The following is a 26,479-nucleotide window of genomic DNA, read 5'->3' as shown; positions in this document are numbered from 1 at the left end:
AGCAAATAAATCAAAACAACAAGTCTATCCACCCAAGTTGTCAAAATGGCTGACGAGAAAGATTATTATAAAATATTAGGAGTAGAGCGCACTGCTACTGCTGACGAAATTAAACGAGCTTACAAAAAAGTTGCCATTAAATATCACCCTGACAGAAATCCTGGCAATAAAGAAGCTGAAGAGAAGTTCAAACAAGCTGCTGAGGCGTATGACGTCTTGCGCGATCCAGACAAACGCGCCCGATACGACCAATTTGGTGCTGACGGCGTCAATGGTGCTGGAGGCTTTGGCGGCTTTGGTGGACAAGGCATGGACATCAACGACATTTTCAGCGCTTTCGGAGATATATTTGGCGGACATGGATTTGGTGGCTTTGGCGGTGGCAGCAGAAGTGCACAACCAAGACAATACAAAGGCGCAGACATGCGCATGAAGGTAAAACTCACCTTAGAGGAAATTGCAACCGGTGTTACCAAAAAATATAAGATGAAGAAGGACATTACATGTCCTGAATGCGGCGGCAGCGGTTGTGAAAATGGATCTAAGCCTGAAACATGCCCAACATGCCATGGACAAGGCTATGTAATACGTACACAACGTAGTATGTTTGGCCTAATGCAATCTCAAGAAGCCTGCCCTACATGCCATGGTGAAGGTACTGTCATTAAGCACAAATGTACTCATTGCCATGGTGACGGCATCATTAAAGGCGAAGAGATTGTTGAATTTAATATTCCAGCTGGCGTTGGCGAGGGTATGATTGTCAACATTCCTCGCAAAGGTAATGCTGGCATGCACAATGGCGTTCCTGGCGACATTCAAGTTGTTATTGAAGAAGCACCGCACCCTGAGTTTATCAGAGACGAAACGGACTTGATTTACAACCTACTTTTAACAGTGCCACAAGCTGCTTTGGGTGATACCATAGAAGTGCCGACACTTACAGGTAAAGCGCGTATTAAAATCGAACCTGGGACACAACCTGGAACAGCTTTAAGATTACGTGGAAAAGGCTTGCCTGCTATTAAAGGCTATGGCAGCGGCACAGGAGATATTGTCGTAAATATCAGTGTTTACATACCTGAGCATCTTGATAAAGACGAAAAATCTAAAATTGAATCGCTCAATGATAGCAAACACATTCAACCGACCGACAACATTAAAAATAAAATATTCAGAGCCTTTAGAAATTATTTCAACAAATAGTACACATCATGACGGGTTAGCAAGCACAACAATGCTTGCTTGCCCGTCGTTTCTTGTATACGGGAACATGCTCAACCATCATGACATACGAAGAAACCATACAATATTTGTTCAACTCCGCCCCACTCTTTCAACATGTTGGCGGTGCGGCATATAAAGAAGGATTGTCAACAACTCACATACTGGATGCACACTTCAATCACCCACACAACCAATATAAAACAATTCACATTGCTGGTACAAATGGTAAAGGCAGCTGTGCACATACCATTGCAGCCATATTACAGCATACAGGACTAAAAGTTGGTTTGTACACCTCACCACACCTAGTAGACTTTCGAGAAAGAATACGTATTAATGGTGAAATGATGCCCCAACAATATGTCATAGACTTCGTTGAAGAAGAACGCTCATTTTTTGAACCGCTTCACCCCTCTTTCTTTGAACTAACGACTGCATTAGCTTTTAAGTATTTTGCAGAGCAACATGTTGACGTTGCTGTGATTGAAGTGGGATTAGGAGGCAGACTTGACTGCACCAATATCATAAACCCGATACTGTCAGTAATAACAAATATCAGTTTTGATCACACACAATTTCTTGGAAGCACTTTAGCTCAAATTGCAAGCGAAAAAGCCGGCATCATCAAGCATAAAGTGCCAGTAATTATCGGCGAATGCAATGCTGAAACACGTTCTGTATTTGAACATAAAGCTCATGAGGTGGAAGCCCCCATATTATTTGCCGAAGATAACAAAGAAGTACTGAGCAGCGAGTTTAGCGATTTGTACGGACACAAATTGCGACATTACACTACGCGCAGTTTTGGCGACATCTACGGAGAATTAACTGGTGAATGCCAAATTAAAAACGCGAATACCATTTTGTGTACTCTACACAGCCTGTCAAAAATATTCTCTGTCACACACGAAGATATCACTTACGCATTCGAACATGTATGTGAAATGACAGGTCTGCGCGGACGCTGGCAGATATTGCAAGAGCACCCAACAATTATATGCGATACCGGTCACAACACTGGCGGGTGGCAATATCTGGCACACCAACTGGCACAAATTGCCACATCTGGCAACAAGCTGCACATTGTATTCGGCATGGCCTCAGATAAAGATATCGAAAGAGTGATGAGCACACTACCCCATGAGGCATGCTATTATTGGACAAAAGCAAGTGTTAAGCGTGCTACAAGCGAGCAAACGATAGCAAACATTGCAACAAAATACGATTTGCATGGTAAAACATATAGCAATGTGGCCGAAGCCTATGAAGCCGCCGTCAATAACGCATCAACAAATGATTACATCTACGTCGGAGGCAGCAGTTTCATTGTAGCAGACTTGCTACGTTACAAACAAACTGCACTCCCGCATGAAGAAAACACATAAAAAGCTATCACGAGTAATTATAAATTTCTAATTTTACAGCGATATAAAATAAAAACCACCACACTATGAACAAGAAAAGTAGCTTAGTGACAATAGCCAACCTTTCAAAAGAAAAGATAATGTATCTCCTGCAAATGGCACAGGAGTTTGAGAAACGCCCTAATCGAAAGATTTTAGACGACAAGGTGGTTGCGACCCTTTTCTTCGAGCCGTCAACCCGAACTCGTCTCTCATTCGAAACGGCTGCCAATCGTTTGGGAGCAAGAGTCATTGGATTTACAGACCCCAAAGTAACGAGTTCTTCAAAAGGCGAAACACTGAAAGATACAATCATGATGGTGAGCAATTATGCCGATGTCATAGTAATGCGACACTATCTTGAAGGAGCAGCCCGCTATGCGAGCGAAGTATCACCTGTGCCTGTTGTCAACGCAGGAGATGGAGCGAACCAGCACCCATCACAAACGATGCTTGACCTCTATAGCATCTACAAAACACAAGGCACACTCGAAAACCTCAACATATACCTCGTTGGCGACTTGAAGTATGGACGTACTGTCCACTCACTCATCATGGCCATGCGCCATTTCAACCCCACATTTCACTTTATTGCCCCGAAGGAACTTGCCATGCCCGATGTATACAAGATTTATTGTCGTGAGCACGGCATAAAGTTTGTAGAGCATGAGGATTTTAACTCTGAGGTTATCAGCAATGCAGATATTCTATACATGACACGCGTACAACGCGAACGTTTTACGGACTTGATGGAGTATGAGCGTGTTAAAGACATTTACATTCTGCGTGCATCAATGCTGAAAGACGCACGTCCGAATATGAAGATTCTACACCCGCTGCCAAGAGTAAATGAAATAGCCTATGATGTCGACAACGATCCACACGCTTATTATTTTGAACAAGCACGTAATGGACTATACGCACGTCAAGCCATCATTTGCGATGTTTTGGGAATAACTTTAGACGACATAAAAAAATAAAACAACCACAGTACACAATATGAAACGCCAAGAACTTATGGTCGCCGCCATCAAAAACGGCACCGTCATAGACCACATACCCTCCAACAAATTGTTCCAGGTAGTTAGACTTCTGCACCTTGAGGACAAGAATGTAGAATCTGAAGTGATGATTGGCTACAACCTGCCAAGCAAAAAAATGGGCAACAAAAGCATCATTAAAATTTCAGAGAAATTCTTTACCGATGCAGAATTAAACGTACTCAGCGTGGTTGCACCCAATGTCACCCTATGTGTTATACGCGACTACGAGGTTGTTGAAAAGAAACGTGTCACCCTGCCACAGGAAATTATCGGAATCGTTAAATGTGGAAATCCAAAGTGCATTACCAACAACGAGCCGATGTCCACACACTTCCATGTAACAGACAGCAAACACGGCATCATACAGTGCAAGTATTGCGAAAAAGAGCAAAAGCTGGACACGATCAAACTCGTATAATTCATGCAAAACAAAATTGACTGGAAGCCGGGTACTATGATATACCCGCTTCCAGCCCTTCTGATATCGTGTGGCACCACGCCTGATGAATACAACATCTTTACCGTAGCGTGGTCTGGAACCATTTGCACGAACCCTGCCATGTGTTACATTTCCGTGCGTCCCGAACGATACTCCTACGATATCATCAAACGCAACATGGAGTTCGTCATAAATTTGACAACAGAGCAACTTGCCAATGCAACAGATTGGTGCGGTGTAAAATCGGGCAGAGATTACAACAAATTTGAAGAAACCGGTTTAACTCCTGCACCATCACACGCCATTAAAACCCCAATTGTTGCTGAATCTCCATTAAGTATTGAATGTCGCGTAAAAGAGATCGTACATCTTGGCTCACATGATATGTTTATAGCCGAAGTAGTGAATGTACAAGCCGATGCCAAATTCCTCGATGAACAGGGCAAATGGCATTTGGATCAAAGCAACCCCTTGGTCTACTTACACGGAGGCTATTATGCACTTGGAGATTTTATCGGCAAATTCGGATTTTCCGTAAAAAAGGACAACTAATAAAATACACACATATAAAGTTTAACCCAAAACCAAACATTATGAAAGACCCCGAAATTTTTGCTCTGCTCGAAGCAGAGCACCAACGCCAACTCCGAGGCATTGAACTTATTGCTTCCGAAAACTTTGTCAGCGACGAAGTAATGAAAGCAATGGGCTCATGGCACACCAACAAGTATGCAGAAGGATACCCCGGCCATCGCTACTATGGCGGCTGCGAAATTGTCGACCAAACAGAGACCCTCGCCATCGAACGTGCCAAAAGGCTCTTCGGTGCAGAGTATGTAAATGTGCAACCACATTCGGGAGCACAAGCCAACGCCGCAGTATTCCTTGCATGCCTAAACCCCGGAGATACATTCATGGGGCTAAATCTTGACCATGGCGGCCACCTGTCTCATGGTTCAAGAGTAAACACGTCTGGCATTCTGTACAATCCAATTGGTTACAACCTCAACAAGGAAACAGGACGTGTCAACTATGATGAGATGGAAGAACTTGCGTTACAGCACAAGCCCAAACTCATCATTGGCGGCGGCTCGGCCTATAGCCGTGAATGGGATTACGCCCGCATGAGAGCCATAGCAGATAAAGTTGGTGCCATTTTTATGGTTGACATGGCACACCCAGCTGGACTAATTGCAGCAGGATTGCTTGACAACCCTATAAAATATGCGCACATCGTAACAACCACCACACACAAAACATTACGTGGTCCACGTGGTGGCATGATACTTATGGGACACGATTTTGAAAATCCTTGGAACAAAAAGACGCCAAAAGGCGTTGTTAAAACCATGGGGCAGTTGCTCAATAGCGCCGTATTCCCCGGCATACAAGGTGGCCCACTCGAACACATTATTGCAGCTAAAGCCGTAGCCTTTGGCGAGGCCTTGCAACCAGAGTTCAAAACCTATGCCATGCAAGTAAAAAAGAATGCTGCCAAATTGGCAGAAGAACTAATGGAACGCGGATTTACCATCGTGAGCGGTGGCACAGACAATCACTCAATGCTCGTAGACTTGCGTTCAAAATACCCCGAACTGACAGGCAAAGAGGCAGAGAAGGCACTTGTACAAGCAGATATTACTGTCAACAAAAATATGGTGCCATACGACAGCCGTTCGGCCTTTCAAACATCAGGCATTCGTTTAGGCACACCAGCCATTACAACACGAGGAGTAAAAGAAGACTTCATGATAATATTGGCCGAACTGATCGAAACTGTACTAAACGATCCCACCAATGAGACCAATATTCAAACTGTACGTTGTAAAGTGAACGAAATGATGAAAGAATACCCGCTCTTTGCATGGTAGTATATCTCACTCCAATCATTCTTAGAAGGAGGGATAGAAAAAAAACACACAACACTTGCCATTTCAAACAAGTTGTTGTACTTTTGCACATAGAAAATCAATCCATATAGTTATTAAAATTACTCATCAATTATGGTAAACTACAAAGAACTTGGCTTGGTGAACACTCGCGAGATGTTCAAGCGTGCCATCAACGGTGGTTATGCAATCCCCGCATTCAACTTCAATAACCTTGAGCAGCTTCAGGCTATCATCAAGGCCTCTTCAGAACTCAAGTCACCGGTAATCCTTCAGGTTTCTAAGGGTGCCCGTAACTATGCTAACGAGACTCTGCTCCGTTACATGGCTGAAGGTGCAGTTGAATATGCTAAGGAACTTGGTTGCCACCATCCCGAAATCGTACTTCACCTTGACCATGGTGATAGCTTCGAACTCTGCAAGAGCTGCGTTGACCTCGGTTTCTCATCTGTAATGATCGATGGTTCTTCACTTCCCTACGAAGAGAATATTGCCCTTACAAAGAAGGTTGTAGAATATGCACACCAGTACGATGTAACTGTTGAAGGTGAACTTGGTGTATTGGCTGGCGTTGAAGACGAAGTAGCTTCAGAAGTATGCCACTATACAAAGCCTGAAGAAGTAATTGACTTTACTTCAAAGACTGGCGTTGATTCACTCGCTATCTCAATCGGTACTTCACACGGTGCTTACAAGTTCACTCCCGAGCAATGCACACGCGACCCGAAGACTGGCAAGCTCGTTCCTCCTCCCTTGGCATTCGACATCCTCGATGCTATCATGGAGAAGCTCCCCGGTTTCCCCATCGTACTTCACGGTTCTTCTTCAGTTCCTCAGGAATATGTTGACATCATCAACGCAAATGGTGGTAAACTCCCCGATGCAGTTGGTATACCCGAAGAACAACTCCGCAAGGCTTCAAAGAGCGCTGTTTGCAAAATCAACATCGACTCAGACTCACGTCTCGCCTTCACTGCTGCTGTACGCAAGGTATTCAACGAAAAGCCCGGTGAATTCGATCCCCGTAAGTACTGCGGTCCTGCACGTGACCTCATGGAACAAATGTACAAGCACAAGATCACTGACGTGCTCGGTTCTGACAACAAACTCGCTAACTGCGACTAATCAAGCAATAGCCTAATAGACTATTGTAAAAACTATAGGAAGTAAGCTAATCTCTTATATATAGGTAAGAGATTGCTTACTTCCTATTTTTCTTTTAATTGTATTAAGCCAGTCCCCTGCCCTTCCCTATAAAATCTCATCAAATTGGAAAGGCAACAAGTCACTGACACTTTCGAAGATACAAACTTCACGCCCACCATATAGTAAGACCCTAATCGGCAGCTTTGCCCTCGTTTGTGCCTCGATTAGGGCTTGGCGGCAAACGCCACACGGAGATATGGGCGAATGCACAAACTCACCAGACACGCCACGCGCTGCTATAGCTATAGAACAAATAGCATAATCCGGATATTTTGAATTAGCATAAAACATTGCACATCGTTCGGCACAAGTTCCTGCACCGAAAGCAGCATTTTCTTGATTGCTACCTTGTACAATTTCGTTGTTAGACAAACGTACCGCAGCCCCTACACTAAAATTAGAATATGGAGCATAACTCGAGAATGTAGCTTTTTTGGCTGCTTCAACGAGTTCCGCATCAGATTTTTCAAGTTCGTCAAACGAACATGTAACATACTTTATGTTTAGCACTCTACTTTCCATAACAAATTAGTAATATGATAATTGCTTAATACAAACTTACAAAATACTTCTGAACCGAACAGACGATTAGCTTAAAAACTCCCACATTTTTGCTCTCAACACTTAGCATAATGTATGGTACATTGCTAAAAAATCGTTTCAAATAGTGCTTTCATACTGAAATACTTGTCAGAAACAGCAAATGGCACTAACTTTGCACCAGATAAAACGATAAACTAAACTAAGATTAGAAAACCGCTCTCCGAAACGCGGAGGGCAACAAAGACGCTAAACAATGGAAAAGAACAAGATGATTGTAATGCTTAAATACCGCATTCAGCGCTATCAAGCTATGGGCAATGGTGCCATGTGCCAAAACCTTATCAGTGAGTTGAACAAAGTTCAAGAAACAAATCGTTCAATGGTAAAAGCAAATTAACCAAGAACTAAAAAGAAAAATCATACAAATGAGGATCAGTTCCGACCAAACAGGTTGTTACTGATCCTCTTTTTTCATATATACACAGACCAAATGTAACACGTAATTGCAAATACATCTACAAAATCAGTCTGCTCAATCAAAGACAATAGCCACGTTTCAAGCCTAAAGACTTAAAACGTGGCTATATTAGATCTATCGTTTTGTCACAATATAATCACAGGCACTTAGAAGTCAGCAGACTTTGGAGTACGTGGGAAAGGTATGACATCACGAATATTCTGCATACCAGTAACAAACAATATCAAGCGTTCGAAGCCCAAACCAAAGCCTGAGTGAGGGCACGTACCAAACTTGCGGGTATCAAGATACCACCACATATCCTTCATTGGAATATTAAGTTCGTTAATACGTGCCATCAACTTGTCATAGCTCTCTTCACGCTCTGAACCACCAATAATCTCACCTATCTGTGGGAACAATACATCCATGGCGCGTACAGTCTTGCCATCGTCGTTCATCTTCATATAGAAAGCCTTGATTTCCTTAGGATAATCCGTCAAGATAACAGGCTTCTTGAAATGCTGCTCTACCAAGTAGCGCTCGTGTTCGCTCGCCAAGTCTACACCCCAATATACGGGGAACTCAAACTTATGACCTTGTTTTACAGCATCCTCCAAGATTTTGATACCATCGGTATAAGTCAAGCGTACGAAATCGTGATCAACAACAAAATTTAGACGTTCGAGCAGAGTCTTGTCTATCATCTTGTTGAGGAACTCCAAGTCGTCCTTGCAATTATCAAGCGCCCAACGCACACAATATTTAATGAAATCTTCCGCCAAATCCATATTGTCGGTGATATCATTAAAAGCCACCTCTGGCTCAATCATCCAGAACTCTGCCAAGTGACGCGGAGTGTTTGAGTTTTCAGCTCTGAACGTAGGACCGAAAGTATAAATAGCACCGAGAGCTGTTGCGCCAAGTTCACCCTCAAGCTGACCACTTACAGTAAGCGAAGTAGTTTTACCAAAGAAGTCATCACTATAGTCAATCTTGCCATCCTTATCCTTCTTCAAGTCATACAAGTTCTTCGTAGTAACTTGGAACATTTGGCCTGCACCCTCACAGTCAGAAGCTGTGATTATCGGCGTGTTAAAGTAGAAGAATCCATGATCGTGGAAATACTTATGTATGGCGATGGCCATGTTATGGCGAATGCGGAACACAGCTCCAAAAGTGTTTGTACGCAAACGCATATGAGCGTGTTGACGCATATACTCAAAAGACTGTCCTTTCTTTTGCATAGGATAGTCTGCACCACAAGTGCCAAGCACCTCAATCTTAGTGGCCTGAATTTCAACACTTTGTCCTGCACCCTGGCTTTCAACCAATGTACCCTCTACGCTCAAACAAGCACCTGTTGTGATAAGTTTGAGCATCTCTGCATCAAACTTTTCCACATCAGCAACAACTTGTACATTCTTTATGGTACTACCATCATTCAAGGCAATAAAGTTAACCGATTTACTGCCACGACGGGTACGAACCCAACCCTTGACACATACCTCTGCGCCAAAATCTTTACGGCTGAGTAAGTCTATGATTTTAGTTCTTTTCATTGTCTGTTATTCAAAAGCCCCCATACGGAGCATTTGCACTTCTTTTTCAGTTAAATAGCGCCAATCGCCACGACGTACATTTTTCTTAGTCAAGCCTGCGAAATACACACGGTCAAGTTTAACCACATGATAACCCAGACTTTCAAATATACGACGCACAATACGATTCTTGCCACTGTGAATTTCTATGCCGACTTGTTTCTTGTCTGTAGGCGAAGCATATTCAATAGCATCTGCCTTGATATCACCATCTTCGAGCGTAATGCCTTCTGCTATTTGGTGAATATCGGCAGCCGACACATTCTGATCGGTAGTAACGTGATATATCTTCTTTTTCAAGAATTTAGGGTGAGTCAACTTTGAGGCCAACTCGCCATCATTCGTCAGCAATAATACACCTGTGGTGTTACGGTCAAGGCGACCTACAGGATATATGCGCTCATGGCAAGCATTGCTCACCAAGTCCATCACTGTTTTACGGTTCTGCGGATCATCACTGGTTGTCACATAGCCTTTGGGTTTGTTGAGCAAGACGTAAACCTTCTTCTCTATTTTAACCACATTGTCATGAAACTTCACTTCGTCAGAGCGCAACACCTTTGTACCGAGTTCTGTTACTACCTGTCCATTTACGCTAACCACGCCAGCCTCAATATATTTATCTGCGTCACGACGCGAACATACGCCAGCATTAGCCAAATATTTGTTCAAACGCACAGGCACTGTCGGATCGTAGTTTTCCTCCTTGTACTCCATACGCTTTTTGTTCGAATACTTTGCGTGAGGGTCGTAATTACCACGACGCTGCTGTTGAGAACGTCCATTTCCGCCACCATAGAATGAGCCATTACCTTGGAAACGGGGACGATAACCGCCCTCTGATCCATTGCCGCGGAAATCTCCGCCTTGTGCAGTGCGCGGACGATAGCCATCAGCTTGCTGATAGCCACCATTTTCGCCCTGGCCATATCGAGACTTTCCGCCACGATAACCACCTGTGCGCGGTTGGAAACCACCTTCGTCATTCGAATTATAACGCGGACGATAGCCCCCACCCTGACGTTGACGATTTTGGTAGCCACCATTGTCACCACGGTTACCGTACTGACGATTTTCGTCAGAAGCATAGTAGCCATTATTGTTATAACGTGCACGATAGCCGCCTTCACCACGCTGCTGGCCATAATTGCTACCACCAGCAGGAAATGAACCACGACTGAAACGTGGACGGCCACCACCAAAGCGATTGCCATTTGCACCACCTTCACTCTGCGACTTGTAGCCATCACGGCTATGGTCGCCACTCTTGTAATAATCTTCGCTCATAATTGTAAGATTGTTTTGTTGAATAACCGTTGACTGACTTAGGAACTGACGCATTAATTGGCACTCTGGCTATTCCTATTCATAGGAAGTAACGGATTAGCCAAAAGTATAATGAACATGGCGAGCTTTCTTGCGGCCATTTCCAAGCCTGACAGCCCATCTTTTCATCAAAATCGCCAGTCTATCTCGTCAACGCGTGTTGATTATATTTACTGCATTCTCACGAACACATAAAACGAACTCAAGGTGCGGCACACCATATTCATGGGCATCGCACCTAAAGTTTGTTGTTTTCTTAGATACCAGTATAGTTATGAGGTGTTATAGCACGCAACTCAGCTTTAACAGAGTCGCTCACATTCAATCCCTCTATAAAATTATGTATACGTTCTTCAGTTATTGCCTCGTTAGTACGAGTCAGAGCTTTCAAAGCCTCGTATGGGTGTGGATAAGCTTCACGGCGCAAAATTGTCTGAATGGCTTCTGCCACCACAGCCCAGCAATTATCAAGATCACGCTTGATGCTTTCCTCATGCAGCAACAGTTTGCGCAAGCCCTTCAACGAACTTTGGAAAGCTATCAGAGAATGTCCCATCGGCACACCGATATTACGAATTACCGTAGAGTCTGTCAAATCTCGTTGCAAACGACTTACCGGCAATTTGCGGCTAAGATGCTCAAATATGGCATTTGCGAGTCCTAAGTTGCCCTCTGAGTTTTCAAAGTCAATCGGATTAACCTTGTGAGGCATTGCGCTCGAACCAACTTCGCCCTTCTTGATGCGCTGCTTGAAATACTCCATTGACACATACTGCCAGAAGTCGCGATCCATATCAATTACAACCGTATTGATGCGTTTCATTGCATCGAACAAGGCTGCCATGTTGTCATAGTTGCTAATCTGTGTGGTATACTCTTCACGCTCCAGGCCGAGCTTTTCGCTTACGAATTTGGCGCCAAAAGCTTTCCAATCAAATTCTGGATACGCCACATGGTGAGCATTAAAATTGCCCGTCGCACCACCAAATTTTGCAGTCATGGGACAAGCCTTCAGCAGGGCAATTTGACGTTCCAAACGATAAGCGAACACCTTCACTTCCTTGCCCAAGCGAGTTGGCGAAGCCGGTTGGCCATGAGTTTTGGCAAGCATTGGTATATTCTTCCACTCTTCTGCATAGGCATTGAGTTGGTCTACGAGCTCCTGCAACAAAGGTAAATACACCTTATAAGTGGCGTCCTTCAGCATCAAGGGAAAGGAAGTATTGTTGATATCCTGTGATGTAAGGCCAAAATGAATAAACTCCTTAAAGGCATCCAAGCCACCTATTTCATCAAATTTCTCCTTAATAAAATACTCAATAGCCTTTACATCATGATTGGTTACGCTTTCAATCTCCTTTACACGCGCAGCATCGGCCTCTGAAAAGTTTTGGTAGAAGCCACGCAATTTATCAAACAAATCATGCGGGAATGCAGCCAACTGAGGCAAGGGCAATTCGCACAAAGTGATAAAATATTCTATCTCCACACGCACACGATATTTCATCAAAGCGTATTCAGAGAAATAAGGAGCCAAAGCTTCTGTTTTTGAACGATAACGCCCGTCAATCGGCGACACAGCTGTCAGTATATCCAAATCCATGATGTATAACCCTAAGGTTCTTTTAGTTAGTAATACTTTTCAGTCTGCAAAGATAATGCAAACTGAATGTTGCACAAAACGAAAAAACACTTTTTTCATTCCATGCAACATCAGGTATATAATGAACGGTCTGCTTTAAGGACCGACCAACATTATCGAGCACCTACAAGTATACAGAGTGACGATAGTCTTAAGAATGTGGCTTTGTACCACTACACACAATTATTTGTCAATTTGTCTACACTCTGCACTTTCGCAGATTATTCATTGAATATCAACAGTTTCAAGAGTGTAGACAAGTACAAAATTCATCTACACCATTATCTACACTATCTGCACGGAAGGATGCAGTCCGGCACTACCCTTTCACCACACCCTTTACATATTCAGATGCAAATCGGTTCACTTACACATTTGTTATACCAAACAGACAGTCTGTTCATTTCACACACACGCACAAATCTGTTACGCCACCGGCATTTTACGATATAGGGAGAGCGGATTTTCTGTCGGAGCAACCAAATTTTCGCTCCCCCTATACCGTAAAACGCGAGTGGCAGTGCAGACAAAAGTAAGTGGTAGTGCAGGCAAAATTCACCGTTATATACACTCGCTGAGTGCTTGATTATCAAAAAGATACAAGCAAAAGTGCAGAGTGCAGACAAAATAGCAAATATCAAAATATGGTACACATAAAAAGGCCTATTCAAGGCTAAAAATTTGGCATCCTCACCTCCTTAAAATTGATCCACTTTATACGCATTTCTTTCCGAAACAAAGGAAATATCTGCGACTGGATAAAGCACTTTCGATGCAAAAATAATTTTGAACGTCTATATAACGTGATTATTTTGCTAAATTTGCACCTTGAAATAATGAACAGAGTCATGTCCACACACAATACGAAAGAAGAATTTGAGCAAGCAATGCAAAAGTGCAGGGAACTTTTTGTAAAGAAACTGCACGACTATGGCGTTGCATGGCGCATTATGCGGCCCGAAACCATGACAGACCAGCTATACATCAAAGCAGCACGCATACGCTCGCTGCAAATAAAAGGCTGCTCTAAAATAGACGAAGGCATCGTGCCCGAGTTTATAGGCATTGTCAACTACAGCATCATCGCGCTCATACAACTTGAGTTAGGCGTAGCTAACACTGAAGACATAAGCAATGACAAGGCTACCGAATTGTATGATGCTCAAGCGAAAAAGGCACTTGAGCTTATGCTCATGAAAAATCATGATTACGACGAGGCATGGCGTGGTATGCGCGTAGAATCGTATGCTGACTTGATTTTCATGAAAATTCTTCGCACCAAGCAAATTGAGGATTTGAATGGGCGTACACTCGTGAGCGAGGGCATTGCCGCCAACTACATGGACATGATGAATTACGCCGTTTTCGGACTGATTAAGTTGATCATTGAAAAGTAAAGTTGCTACATATCTGCAAATCATAGCGCATTCGCTCTGCCGCATTGTGTTGTGTGTCACGTTCATCTTTTCAGGTTTTGTAAAGGTGGACGACCCTATGGGTATGGCTCACAAGCTTCATGCCTATGCCACAGCGGTTGGGCTGTCGCTAACAGACGACTCTGTATTGCTGCAATTCGGGGCCGTGTCACTCGGTGTTGTCGAATTTATTTTAGGCATATATCTGCTGATAGGTGTTCATCGGCGTCTTACTACCATTGTCACCGCCCTTTTCATGCTGATATTCACAGCCATCACGGTATGGATTTACATCGATAATCCAGTGGCGGACTGTGGCTGTTTTGGCGATGCCATCACACTCACCAACGGACAGACATTGGCTAAAAACATTGTATTGCTTTCCGCAGCAGTTTATCTGTCATGTTATCCACAAAAAATCCGCAGGTTTATTTCAGCTCGCAACAACTGGGTCATATCCATTTACTCATGGATATATGCCATAGCGCTTTCACTCTATACGCTGCATTACCTGCCCATTATAGATTTTTCGCCATATACTAAAGGAGCAAACATCAAAGCGGCCTTTGAAACAAACGACCCTGACGGCGCAAGCAACAAACTTGTCAATTTTTATTTGGCCGACCAAAAGACTGGCGACGACGTAACCTTTGACATACTTCAACACAATGGCTACACCTTTTTGCTCACTGTGCCATCTACAGTTACTGCTGATGATGGGTGTTGCGACCGCATAAACGACCTACACGACTATTGCCGCGACAACAACATACCATTTTATATGGCCACCTCGTCAACAGGCAAGGATTTGACCGAATGGATTGACCATACCGGGGCAGCCTACCCCATATTGCTGGCCGAGGACACCGAACTGAACACAATGGTGCGGTCGAACCCTGGGCTCATGCTGCTGCACAATGGCATTGTTGTAAAAAAATGGAGCAACAACGACCTACCCGAAATAGACAATAGCGGGGCCAGCATAAACGGCATAATTGGCGAACCCAACTACAACCCCATATTGGTGCTCATATTGTGGTTCATCATTCCACTGATAATTGCAGTAGTGGCGGACTCGCTTTGGATTGGACACAAATTTTACAAACATCATATCTACGTTAAACGTTTTCAATTAAAAAGAATCATGAGAAAGAAAATTGTTGCAGGTAACTGGAAAATGAACAAGAACCTGCAGGAAGGTATTGCACTCGCAAAGGAGTTGAACGAAGTGCTCACTGCTGACAAGCCCAACTGCGGCGTAATCATCTGCACACCGTTCATTCACCTTGCCTCTGTAGCTGGCATCATCGACCAGGACATCATCGGCCTGGGTGCTGAAAACTGTGCAGACAAGGTAAGCGGTGCTTATACTGGTGAAGTTTCTGCCGAGATGGTTAAAAGCACTGGTGCCAACTACGTAATCCTTGGTCACAGCGAACGTCGTGCTTACTACCACGAGACTCCCGAAATCTTGAAGGAGAAGGTTAAATTGGCTCTTGCCAACAACCTCGACGTGATTTTCTGCATTGGCGAAGTACTCGAAGACCGCGAAGCTGGCAAGCAGAACGAAATCGTAAAGGCTCAGCTCGAAGGTTCACTCTTCGACCTCACTGCAGAGGAATTCTCACACATCATTTTGGCTTATGAACCCGTTTGGGCCATCGGTACTGGCAAGACAGCCACTGCTGACCAGGCTGAGGAGATGCACGCTTTCATCCGCTCTACCATCGCCGACAAGTTCGGTGCCGAAGCTGCCGAGAACGTTTCTATTCTTTATGGTGGTAGCTGCAAGCCCTCTAACGCTAAGGAGATCTTCTCTAAGGTTAACGTTGATGGTGGCTTGATTGGTGGCGCTGCACTTAAGGCTGCCGACTTCAAGGGCATTATCGATGCTTGGAAGGCTTAATAAACACTGATGTGCAAATGTGCAAATAAATGAAGGCTGGCACCAAAGGTGCATTGTCCTTCAAGTATTTGCACATTCGCACTTTTTACAAAACGCAATAATATATGAAATCTTTACTCATCATCATAGGCTCTTCTCTGTTGTCGATGCACTGCTTTGCACAAAAAACCTACACAGAGAAACTGCGCCAAAATGAAGCGGGCAAAGGTACTGTTATCATTAACCATTCGCCCGAAATAGACGAGGTGGTTAACGCCAAAACGAGCGAACACAACACAAAGAAAGCGACTCCTGTCAAAAAAGACGACACACACACAGGGAGCGCCGCCACGAAGGTCACACCTAAGAACACAGGACACAACGAAGCTGAACACGCTCACAACATTGCTGGTAAAGACACGAGAGCAACAACTCATGCCAATGACAGAGCAGAAAGCCAGCATAGAACCACGGGAAGGAAAGACACACCTAAACGCGAGAACGAAGGCTCACATTCATACGTTTCGCGTGCAAGGCACAAAGCGCGAGGTTTCCGTATTTGCATATTTACGGGCGGCAACTCACGCGCAGACAAGCAAAAAGCCATTCAAATGGGACGGAAGTGCCGCGAAAAATTTGCAGAACTTGCCGTATATCCAAGTTTCGAAGCCCCACGTTGGGTGACGCACGTCGGTGATTTCAAAACCAGACAAGAAGCGCAAAAATACGTAACAAAAATTCGACGCGCACACTTTACGTACGAAGTGCGGATTGTTGCAAGCGAGGTCAATGTTCCCTACTAAACAAAACGGTCAAAACTCAAATATGGAAGACAATAGCAAACAGGAGCAACTACAATATCACTATCACGAAATATTAAAACTGCTTGGCGAAGACGTTAATCGCGAGGGCCTTGTCAAAACCCCACTGCGAGTAGCTAAAGCCATGCAGACGCTCACACGCGGCTACGAAATGAATCCCGAAGCTGTGCTGAACTCTGCAAAGTTCAGCGAGCCGTACAATCAAATGGTCATTGTGAAAGATATCAACTTTTACTCTTTGTGTGAGCACCACATGCTGCCTTTTTATGGCAAAGTACATGTGGCATATATTCCTAACGGCTACATTACCGGCTTGTCTAAGATTGCCCGCGTGGTTGACATCTTCTCACACCGCTTGCAAGTGCAGGAACGCATGACCAAACAAATAAAGGACTGTATCGATAAGGCGCTCTCACCCTTAGGCGTGATGGTTGTAATTGAAGCACGCCACATGTGCATGCAAATGCGAGGTGTCGAAAAAGACAATTCGGTAACAGTCACATCAGACTTTTGCGGCGCTTTTAATCAAGCCAAAACACGCGCAGAATTCCTACGACTTATCGGCAAAAACGCTTAGCCAATAGTGCGGCCATGCAATAAAGTACTGTCCTATTACAATAAAACACGACATTAAGCGTTATAACATTTATGATAGAATACATCAAAGGAACCGTTGACGAGATAACGCCGACCAAAGCCATACTCGAAGCATCGGGCATAGGTTATGCGCTCAACATCTCGCTCAACACCTACACGGCCATTCAAAACAAGAAGGAAGCTAAACTATACGTTTACGAAGTTATACGCGAAGACGCATACCTGCTCTTTGGATTTGCCACACGCATTGAACGCGACTTGTTTGAACTGTTGCTTGGCGTTTCAGGCATTGGTGGGCAAACCGCACGCATGGTGTTGTCGGCCTTTACACCAGCCGACTTGGCAAACATTGTACAAACTGAGGACGTACGCAGTTTGAAGGGCGTCAAAGGCATTGGCCCCAAGGCTGCACAACGCATTATTGTGGACCTAAAGGACAAGGTTGCATCATTTATTGGCACATCAGGCAGCACATCAGCAAGTGGCGAACAATCTGTCAGTGCATCATCACCGCTTGTCGAAGAGGCCGTACAAGCCTTGACGGTGCTCGGCTTTTCACCGGCACCCACACAAAAGGTGGTCATGCAGATTGTGAAAGAAGCTCCTGACACGCCAGTAGAAGGCATCATTAAAAAGGCCTTGAAAATGCTTTGATTACACCAATCGAGCTTTGTGCGCATTCATTACAGCGCAGTGAACAGGCAGGCTGTTTCGGATTATGCAGAGAATGATGTATTCTACATGCAACGAAGTCAAGTCTTTCTACACCATTCTAAATCAGTAACTGTTGAAACAATTTTTCTACATATTGCTGTTTGTACTGGCCTCTGCAAGCATAGGGGTTGGGCAAGCAGCATTTATGCGTTATAACATACAAAACGCTCCGTCAAGCGCCACTCAAGTTGGGCAAGAACCTCAGGCAACGCAAGTTCAAGCCAACGACACATTGCCCAAGGTCAAAAAAACAACCATCACAACGCTTGCCGACACAGCACATGCAAGCATCGACCTGCACGACCCTGAAAACCTAAAAACTGAGGCCGATTATGACGACGAGACTGGAGGTTACCGTTTTGGCACGAAATTGGGTGATGAATACATAGGCACACCCTTTTCGATGACATGGCAAGAATATCAGGATCTTGCCATGAAGCGCTCTATTGCGCAATATTATCGACAAAAGAATGCAGAGGAGTTCAAGCAGAAAGGCAAAGACAAGTTCGACTTTACAGACATGCACTTTGATTTAGGACCAATGAACAAAATATTTGGCCCTGGGGGGGTGCGTATCAAAACACAAGGTTCTGCTGAGCTTAAAATTGGAGCGAACACACGTTTTACAGACAATCCAAGCCTCTCGGAGCGCAACCGCAAGGTTTTTGGTTTTGACTTCGACGAGAAAATAAATCTTAGTTTGAATGGAAAGGTCGGCGACAAAGTCAACATGGACTTTAATTATAACTCCGAGGCCACCTTTGATTTTGACACACAGAATCTGAAACTGCGCTACGAGGGCAAAGAAGACGAAATCATTAAACTCGTAGAGGCTGGTAACGTAAGCATGCCTACAAACTCTTCTTTAGTTCGTGGGGCAAGTTCACTTTTTGGCGTACGTACAGACATGCAATTTGGCAAACTTAAATTGTCCACCGTTGTAGCGCAAAAGAAGTCGGCATCGTCAACAGTTAGTTCAAAAGGTGGGGCTCAACTCACTACATTTGAGTTCTCGGCAGACGCTTACGACGAGAACAGACACTTCTTTCTGTCACATTATTTTCGCGACCACTACGATGAAAATATGAAGCAATTGCCTAACATCACATCTGGCATTACCATCAAGCGCATCGAAGTATGGGTAACGAACAAAACCGGTGCCACAACCGACACCCGTAACATTGTGGGTTTCACAGACTTGGCAGAACACGACAGCATTTCGAACAATGCGTGGATTGCCGGAGGTGACAAACAACCATCTAACAACTCAAACTCACTATACAACACACTAAACAACAATTTGAGTGCTGCCCGCGACATATCGGCAGCTACCACAACCCTTGACGCAGCAGGCATGGTGGGCGGCGTAGACTACGAAAAGTTGGAATCTGCCCGCAAATTGTCTGCTTCGGAATACACTTTGAACAGCGCACTGGGATATATATCACTCAAACAAACCCTGCAAACTGACCAAGTGCTGGCCGTTGCGTATGAATACACCTTCCGCGGGCAAACATACCAGGTGGGCGAATTTTCATCGGACCGCAAGGATAACAAGGAGGTGTTGTTTGTAAAAACGCTGAAAAACACCGCTTGTACACCAGCGATGGGTAACTGGCATTTGATGATGAAAAATGTCTATTCGTTGGGAGCGACATCTGTGCAAAAAGACAAGTTCAAGCTCGACATCAAATTGCTGTCAGACACTACTGGGGTATACTTGAGCTACATTCCCGAACCCGGCATAAAAGATAAGAAAATCCTGACATTGGTAGGTCTTGACAGACTTGACAATAACAACAAAATCGGCCCGAATGGTACCTTTGACTACGTTGAAGGTTACACCATCGATGCCTCAAGCGGACGCGTATTCTTCCCCGTTGTCGAACCTTTCGGTTCATCATTGGCCAAAGCCATTGGCAACGCAGATGTGGCACGCAAATATGTGTTTCAAGAGCTCTATGATTCAACTCGCACCGTAGCAAAACAGATTGCTGAGAAGAACAAATATCAAATTACCGGGCAATACAAAGCTACACGCAACGACGAAATACAGTTAGGAGCCATGAACATTCCACGTGGTTCGGTTATTGTTACGGCTGGCGGTCAGACCCTTATGGAAGGCTCTGACTATACAGTAGACTACAACTCAGGCGTTGTACGTATTCTCAATAAAAGCATTCTGGACGCTGGTACAAACGTTAATGTCAGTTTGGAGAGCAACACCGACTATGGTATGCAACGCAAAACCATGTTCGGCATGAACTTTGAATACGACTTTAGCAAAGACTTCCAATTTGGTGGTACCTTCATGCATCTCGGCGAGAAACCCATTACGACAAAGGTTTCTATGGGGGCAGAGCCGCTCAACAATACGTTGTGGGGGCTTAATCTGTCGTGGAAGAAGCAAAGCCAGCGCCTTACCGACTGGCTTAACAAATTGCCGTTCATACATTGTACAACACCATCAAGCATTAATTTCTCTGCCGAATTTGCCCAACTCATAGCTGGTAAGAGCAGAGGGGCACAAGGCAACGCCTCATACATTGACGACTTTGAGAACTCGAAGAACGAAATTGATATTTCCAATCCTAAGGAATGGAACCTCTCGAGCGTACCTTCTATGTTCCCTGAATCAAAATATACCAACGATGTGCGCTATGGCTACAACCGCGCTCTGCTGGCATGGTATTACATCGACCCACTCTTTACACGACGCTCGTCAAGCCTGACACCAAGTCATATCAAAAATGACCTGGCACAGATTTCAGACCCTGATGTTCGTGAGATATATAAGAGTGAACTCTTCCCCAACAAAAGCGTAAATATGCAAGAGTCAAACACACTGAATGTGCTGAACCTTGCCTACTACCCCAACGAGCGTGGTCCTTACAATCTCGATCCGACACTCGACGCCAACGGACATCTGCTTAACCCCGAAAAACGTTGGGGTGGCATGATGCGCAAACTTGAGACATCTGACTTTGAGGCCGCCAACATTGAGTACATAGAATTTTGGATGTTAGACCCCTTCATGAAGGCACGCGAAGCCGGAACAACATTCAATGGCGACCTTTACTTTAACTTGGGCGAAATCAGCGAAGATGTGCTCAAAGATGGCAAAAAGTTCTACGAGAGCGGATTACCCATTGACGACGACCCTACACAATACACCGAAACTGTGTGGGGACGTGTGCCAACACAAAACACAGTAACCTACGCGTTTAACACCTCAAGCGGCTCAAGGGCCAAACAAGATGTAGGCTTCAATGGTTTGTCGTCGGAAAACGAAAAAAACTACCCAGCCTATGCCGCATTCCTCGCTGCCATACAACCCAAAGTCCGCCCCGAGGTTTACGATTCTATTCTGATGTCCCCCTCTGCCGATAAATACCACTATTTCAGAGGCAGCGACTACGACCGTGAACAACGTTCAATACTCGACAGATACAAGTATATAAACAACCCCAACGGCAATTCGGTAGACGCCGAGAACTCGCCAGAGAAATATAGCACAGCCTACAAAACACAACCTGACGTTGAGGATATTAACCAAGACTTTACCCTCAACGAATACGAGAAGTATTACCAGTACAGAGTACACATCTCTGAAGACGCGCTGCAAGTAGGACAGAACTACATCGTGGACAAACGAGTTACAAATCAGAAAACACGCGATGGTAAGACTAAAGAGTATACATGGTATCAATTCCGCATTCCTGTTGACCAATATGAGAAACGCGAAGGCGGAATATCAGACTTTTCGTCTATTCGCTTCATGCGTATGTTCATGACAGGCTTTAGCAAGCCCGTCGTGCTGCGCTTTGCAACCCTAAATTTGGTGCATGGCGAATGGCGGTCGTACGAGCAAGCACTCTATCAAGGCAAGAGCCCCGAAGCAACGGGTACACTTGAGGTAAGTGCAGTGAATTTTGAAGAGAATAATGCCAAGGAGCCTGTCAACTACATCATGCCCCCCGGCATCAGCCGCGTAGTCGACCCAGGACAAACCCAAATATTACAAAACAACGAGCAAGCCCTGTCATTGACAGTCAAACAATTAGGCAGTGGTGACGCCAGAGCCGTGTACAAAAACACGAACCTTGACCTGCGTCGCTACAAGCACATTCAAATGTTTACGCATGCCAACTCTCTGATTGGTGAAAACGAAGTTGAAGACGGCCAGACTGCCATTTTCGTCCGCCTTGGTTCGGACTATAAGAGCAATTTCTATGAATATGAAATTCCTCTGAAAATAACCCCCGCCAAGCACTATAATGACAACACATCAGAGGCACGTATCGTATGGCCGAACGATAATATGCTCGACATCGATCTGACCCTGCTTACCAATGTCAAGAACAGTCGAAATAAGCAAAAAGCCCTTGGACTGGCCACCTACGCCAAAGCCTATTCCGAATACGACCCAGAGCGTCCCGCAAACAAAGTGACAGTTATGGGTAACCCCTCGTTGGGCGAGGTGCGCACCATCATGATTGGCGTGCGCAACAACTCTCGCACAATACAAAATGTGGAAGTTTGGGCTAACGAACTACGACTGCAACAATTTACGAACAAAGGCGGTTGGGCAGCACGTTCGCAGCTTAACATTCAATTGTCTGACCTGGCAACAGTCAATCTTACCGGACATATCGAAACCGAAGGCTTTGGCGGTCTTGAAGAGACTGTCAGCCAGCGCCGAGACGACAACCTTTACGAATACAGCGTTACAACCAATGTAAACGCCGGCAAGTTCCTGCCTGAAAAAGTCAAGCTCAATGCACCTATCTACTATTCATATTCGAAGCAGCGCACATCACCTCGATACAACCCGCTCGACACGGACATGGAGCTAAAGGAAGCACTTGACGCGCTGTCTACAAAGGAGCAAAAAGATTCACTGAAAGACATTGCAGAGAATGTCATAATAAACAAGAACTTCAGCATATCTGGCGCCAGGTTTAACATTTCGACAAAATCGCACCCTATGCCCTACGACCCTGCAAACTTCACATTCGGCTATGCGTACTCTACACGCAACACTACTGGTGAAACAACTGCATGGGAGAAAGACCAAAATTGGAAATACACATTCAACTATAACTGGGCACCAAATCTCAAGACTTTTGAGCCGTTCAAAAAGAGCAAGAGCAAATCAAAATGGTTCAAAATACTTAAAGATCAAGGTTACAACTTCCTGCCACAAAATATCGGCTTCAACTCCGACATCACACGCTCTTACTACGAATTACAAGAGCGCGACATGGAGAATCTTGACAACAATTCTCTGCCACTCAGTTGGTCAAGCGACTTCCTGTGGAACCGCACGTTCCAGCTAAGATGGGACTTGACCAAAAACATTCATGCCAATTTCTCATCTGGCACAAATGCAGAAATCGAACAACCTTATACTGCTGTAAACAAGGACCTCTACCCCGACCGCTACACAGCATGGAAAGACTCTGTTTGGCAAAGTATCAAGCACTTGGGCAGACCTCTGACATATCAGCAAAACTTTGATTTCTCTTGGAAATTGCCTCTTAACAAACTTCCATTGTTTGATTGGCTAACAGCCGATGCTGCCTACAATGCGACCTACAATTGGGCACGAGGTTCAGAACTCGAAGACGGCTCAACCCTGGGCAATACCATTGCCAATTCAAGAAACATCACAGGTAACGGGCGTATCAATTTTGAGACACTCTACAACCATGTGCCGTTCTTGAAAAAAGTAAACCGCAAGTATGCCCAAACGCCAAAAGACAAAAAGAAAGGAGACAATACAAAGAAGAATTTTCAGAAAGAGCTAAAGCTGCTTTCCGACACAACGCAAGTGCTGCAACACAATCAACGGTCTAAAAAGCTGAGAGTTACAGCACTACGTCCCGACGGCACACGCTATCCCATACGCTACAAGGTGGTTGACAACAATAAGATTTTGATACTGTCACAAGACACCGCACGCATCAAAATAACCGTTACCCCCAAAAAACGCACCGAAGACCAAGGCTGGTACAAAGCGCTGCAAATGGGCACGCGCTTCCTGATGATGGTACGTAATGTGAGCGTAAACTACACAAATAGGTTCAACATGAACATTCCAGGCTTCATGCCTCAAATTGGCGATGTCTTTGGTCAAGGCAAAAATGCTGGCATGTTCGCGCCAGGCCTCAACTTCGCCTTTGGTGCTACCGACGAGGGATATGTTCGCAAGGCGGCAGAACGCGGTTGGCTGCTCATGGCCGATAGCGTCACAACACCCGCCACCTCTAACCTGACAGAGTCATTACAGTTACGCGCCACACTCGAGCCTTTCCGCGATGTCAAGATAGACTTGAATGCCTCGCGCAACAGCACACGCAACCGCAGCATACAATTCATGTTTGACGGAATGCCTACCACCCAAACGGGTTCTTTCAGCATGACAACCATCTCTATTGGCAGCGCATTTGAGAAGGTGGGCTCCCCCGACAAGGGTTACAAGAGCAAAACCTTCAGCAAGTTTGTCAGTTCACTCGATAGTTATCAAGCACGTGTTGAAAAACAATTTACAGGTGCCCCCTACCCTGCCAATTCGCAGTTGGCAGGACAAACCTTCGACCCTGCCAACGGAACCGTTAGCCGCTATGCCCCCGAGGTCATGATACCCGCATTCCTCAACACTTACACTGCAGGAAACACCGGGCTCGACATATTCCCTGCCATGCTGAAATTGTTGCCTAACTGGAGCATTACGTATGGAGGATTGTCAAAGTTGCCCAAAATGAAAAAGGTGTTCAAGAGCTTCAATCTTAACCATTCATACAAAAGTGTATACTCTGTAGGCTCGTACAACACATATACAAGCTATCAAGAGTATATGAACGGCTTTGGATTTGTCAACGATGTCACCTCTGGCAACCCCATACCCAGCTGCATGTATGATGTGACAACCGTCAGCATCAACGAGAGTTTTTCACCTCTCATTGGCATAGATATGACATTCCAGAACAATCTGACAGCAAAAGTCGAAATGCGCAAGACCCGCGTACTTACCCTGAGCATGACCTCACAACAGCTGACCGAGACACGCTCAAACGACTTTGTTGTAGGACTGGGTTACAAGATTGCAGACCTCAATTTGTTTGCGCCCAAAAAGACCGTACGCAGCAAATCAAAGAACAGCAGCCAATCAAAAAAGACTACAAGCGCCAACCGTGGCTTTGCTAACGACCTGAATTTGCGTCTGGACTTTACATTCCGCAATCAGAGTGCGCTCAACCGCGACATTCTCACCCAATTGTCGCAAGCCACCAGTGGCAACAAGGCAGTGCAAGTATCCTTCTCGGCCGATTACGCCTTGAGCAAGTTACTCACGCTGACAGCCTATTATGACCGGCAAATGAACAAGCCGTTGCTCACCTCAAGCTCGTACCCCGTTACGACACAGGACTTCGGCGTCAGCATCAAGTTCATTCTCAACAGATAAGTAGGTGTTCATAATTATTTTTACATTGAAAGTGCGTTATCGGGACGCAGATGTTTCCTTCGGGTGAGGGAACATAGCGGGCTATGTGACCGAGGCTGAAGGGAACAGATGCGCCTCGAGAACGTGCTTTCAATGTGAAAATAGCATCTACTAATTGTATAAAATAATTTTGAGCACCTACTTAAAACATCTCTTAATGAAAATATTCAGATTTCTGCCAAACAATATAAATACCGGAGCCACGTTATATAAAGATATGGGCGTTGCTACCATACCCGACACGGCACTGCTCATTCAAAAGCGGCCATTCTTTATTCCCGATTTCACCCAGCAATGTGTGGCACAACTCTGTGTGTGTGCACGCATCAACCGTTTAGGGCGCAGCATCAACGAGCGTTTTGCGCAACGTTATTACAATGCCGACGAAATGTGCTTAGGTGTACACTTCATAGCACAAGACCTGCTTAAAGAATTGCAGTGCAACAACAAGCCCTGGGATCTTGCCATTGGCTTTGACAATGCCGTTGCAGTAGCCGAAGGCAAGCAAACCATGCCCATGTCAGACAGTCTTAAAGCAACTGTCGTGTTAAACGACATGAGCCACACCACCATGTTCACTCGCAATCTATTGTGCAACGAATTCGATCATCAGATAGCTCAAATCAGCCAACACTACACCATGAAACAGGGCGATTTGTTACTCATGCCGCTGAACATAGAACTGGTAGAAGTGCACATCGACGACCACGTCAGCCTCTTGCTGAACGACCAGCCACAACTTGCGTTCAACATCAAATAAAGTG

The 26,479-nt window shown here is 44.9% G+C and carries 19 protein-coding genes; 15 read left to right on the top strand and 4 right to left on the bottom strand.

Annotation, left to right across the window (positions count from 1 at the left end; all coding sequences use genetic code 11):
- Positions 1 to 45 precede the first annotated feature (45 nt).
- The 7 genes from dnaJ (at position 46) to BQ5453_RS10910 (ending at position 7,126) form a co-directional block, all read left to right on the top strand.
- Positions 46 to 1,206, top strand: a complete 1,161-nt coding sequence (gene dnaJ / locus BQ5453_RS10940) for a molecular chaperone DnaJ (RefSeq protein WP_071123233.1) — start codon at positions 46 to 48, stop codon at positions 1,204 to 1,206.
- A gap of 80 nt (positions 1,207 to 1,286) precedes the next feature.
- The gene (locus tag BQ5453_RS10935) at positions 1,287 to 2,612 is read left to right on the top strand and encodes a bifunctional folylpolyglutamate synthase/dihydrofolate synthase (RefSeq protein ID WP_071123232.1); all 1,326 of its coding nucleotides are present in this window, start codon (positions 1,287 to 1,289) and stop codon (positions 2,610 to 2,612) included.
- A 65-nt stretch (positions 2,613 to 2,677) separates the two neighbouring features.
- Positions 2,678 to 3,610, top strand: a complete 933-nt coding sequence (gene pyrB / locus BQ5453_RS10930) for an aspartate carbamoyltransferase (RefSeq protein WP_022102691.1) — start codon at positions 2,678 to 2,680, stop codon at positions 3,608 to 3,610.
- A 19-nt stretch (positions 3,611 to 3,629) separates the two neighbouring features.
- Positions 3,630 to 4,091, top strand: coding sequence for an aspartate carbamoyltransferase regulatory subunit (gene pyrI / locus BQ5453_RS10925; RefSeq protein ID WP_022102692.1), 462 nt, complete (start codon positions 3,630 to 3,632; stop codon positions 4,089 to 4,091).
- A gap of 3 nt (positions 4,092 to 4,094) precedes the next feature.
- Complete coding sequence (locus tag BQ5453_RS10920; protein ID WP_071123231.1) at positions 4,095 to 4,664, top strand: flavin reductase family protein; 570 nt, start codon at positions 4,095 to 4,097, stop codon at positions 4,662 to 4,664.
- 41 nt (positions 4,665 to 4,705) lie between these two features.
- A complete protein-coding gene (gene glyA, locus BQ5453_RS10915; RefSeq protein WP_394365349.1) occupies positions 4,706 to 5,983 on the top strand; it encodes a serine hydroxymethyltransferase in 1,278 nt (425 codons plus the stop codon).
- A gap of 132 nt (positions 5,984 to 6,115) precedes the next feature.
- Complete coding sequence (locus BQ5453_RS10910; RefSeq protein WP_022102695.1) at positions 6,116 to 7,126, top strand: class II fructose-bisphosphate aldolase; 1,011 nt, start codon at positions 6,116 to 6,118, stop codon at positions 7,124 to 7,126.
- 126 nt (positions 7,127 to 7,252) lie between these two features.
- Here the strand turns inward: BQ5453_RS10910 and BQ5453_RS10905 are convergent, their stop codons facing one another.
- Positions 7,253 to 7,729 carry a cytidine deaminase gene (locus tag BQ5453_RS10905; protein ID WP_071123230.1) on the bottom strand — a complete coding sequence of 159 codons (477 nt, stop codon included), beginning with the start codon at positions 7,727 to 7,729 and terminating at the stop codon, positions 7,253 to 7,255.
- A 274-nt stretch (positions 7,730 to 8,003) separates the two neighbouring features.
- Here BQ5453_RS10905 and BQ5453_RS14495 point away from each other — a divergent pair, with 274 nt between their 5' ends.
- On the top strand, positions 8,004 to 8,147 hold the full coding sequence (locus BQ5453_RS14495) for a hypothetical protein (protein ID WP_022102697.1): 144 nt from the start codon (positions 8,004 to 8,006) through the stop codon (positions 8,145 to 8,147).
- A gap of 227 nt (positions 8,148 to 8,374) precedes the next feature.
- Here the strand turns inward: BQ5453_RS14495 and asnS are convergent, their stop codons facing one another.
- From asnS to purB, 3 genes are all read right to left on the bottom strand, one after another.
- On the bottom strand, positions 8,375 to 9,769 hold the full coding sequence (gene asnS / locus BQ5453_RS10900) for an asparagine--tRNA ligase (RefSeq protein WP_022102698.1): 1,395 nt from the start codon (positions 9,767 to 9,769) through the stop codon (positions 8,375 to 8,377).
- A 6-nt stretch (positions 9,770 to 9,775) separates the two neighbouring features.
- Positions 9,776 to 11,095 carry a pseudouridine synthase gene (locus BQ5453_RS10895; RefSeq protein ID WP_071123229.1) on the bottom strand — a complete coding sequence of 440 codons (1,320 nt, stop codon included), beginning with the start codon at positions 11,093 to 11,095 and terminating at the stop codon, positions 9,776 to 9,778.
- A gap of 295 nt (positions 11,096 to 11,390) precedes the next feature.
- Complete coding sequence (purB, locus tag BQ5453_RS10890) at positions 11,391 to 12,737, bottom strand: adenylosuccinate lyase (protein ID WP_071123228.1); 1,347 nt, start codon at positions 12,735 to 12,737, stop codon at positions 11,391 to 11,393.
- An 887-nt stretch (positions 12,738 to 13,624) separates the two neighbouring features.
- On the opposite strand from purB, the gene BQ5453_RS10885 reads away from it, so the two are divergent.
- The 7 genes from BQ5453_RS10885 to BQ5453_RS10855 all read left to right on the top strand — a co-directional run bounded on the left by BQ5453_RS10885 (position 13,625) and on the right by BQ5453_RS10855 (position 26,475).
- Positions 13,625 to 14,173, top strand: coding sequence for a DUF1599 domain-containing protein (locus BQ5453_RS10885; RefSeq protein ID WP_143033382.1), 549 nt, complete (start codon positions 13,625 to 13,627; stop codon positions 14,171 to 14,173).
- Positions 14,163 to 16,097, top strand: a complete 1,935-nt coding sequence (gene tpiA / locus BQ5453_RS13850; RefSeq protein WP_235860079.1) for a triose-phosphate isomerase — start codon at positions 14,163 to 14,165, stop codon at positions 16,095 to 16,097. The genes BQ5453_RS10885 and tpiA overlap by 11 nt, the downstream gene beginning before the upstream one ends.
- Before the next feature lie 104 nt (positions 16,098 to 16,201).
- Positions 16,202 to 16,879 (top strand): hypothetical protein, encoded by a 678-nt coding sequence (locus tag BQ5453_RS10875; protein WP_071123226.1) that lies wholly within the window; start codon positions 16,202 to 16,204, stop codon positions 16,877 to 16,879.
- 22 nt (positions 16,880 to 16,901) lie between these two features.
- Entirely contained in the window at positions 16,902 to 17,474 is a 573-nt protein-coding gene (gene folE / locus BQ5453_RS10870) for a GTP cyclohydrolase I FolE (protein ID WP_071123635.1), read from the top strand.
- A gap of 71 nt (positions 17,475 to 17,545) precedes the next feature.
- Entirely contained in the window at positions 17,546 to 18,148 is a 603-nt protein-coding gene (gene ruvA, locus BQ5453_RS10865; RefSeq protein WP_022102706.1) for a Holliday junction branch migration protein RuvA, read from the top strand.
- A gap of 133 nt (positions 18,149 to 18,281) precedes the next feature.
- Entirely contained in the window at positions 18,282 to 25,676 is a 7,395-nt protein-coding gene (gene sov, locus BQ5453_RS10860) for a T9SS outer membrane translocon Sov/SprA (protein WP_071123225.1), read from the top strand.
- A gap of 196 nt (positions 25,677 to 25,872) precedes the next feature.
- The gene (locus BQ5453_RS10855; RefSeq protein ID WP_143033381.1) at positions 25,873 to 26,475 is read left to right on the top strand and encodes a hypothetical protein; all 603 of its coding nucleotides are present in this window, start codon (positions 25,873 to 25,875) and stop codon (positions 26,473 to 26,475) included.
- The last annotated feature ends 4 nt before the right edge of the window (positions 26,476 to 26,479 follow it).

The sequence above is a fragment of the Prevotellamassilia timonensis genome (assembly GCF_900106785.1).
In the GTDB taxonomy this organism is placed as follows: Bacteria; Bacteroidota; Bacteroidia; order Bacteroidales; family Bacteroidaceae; genus Alloprevotella; species Alloprevotella timonensis.
Note: the sequence above shows the minus strand (reverse complement) of the source record. Positions and strands in the feature narration are given on the sequence as shown.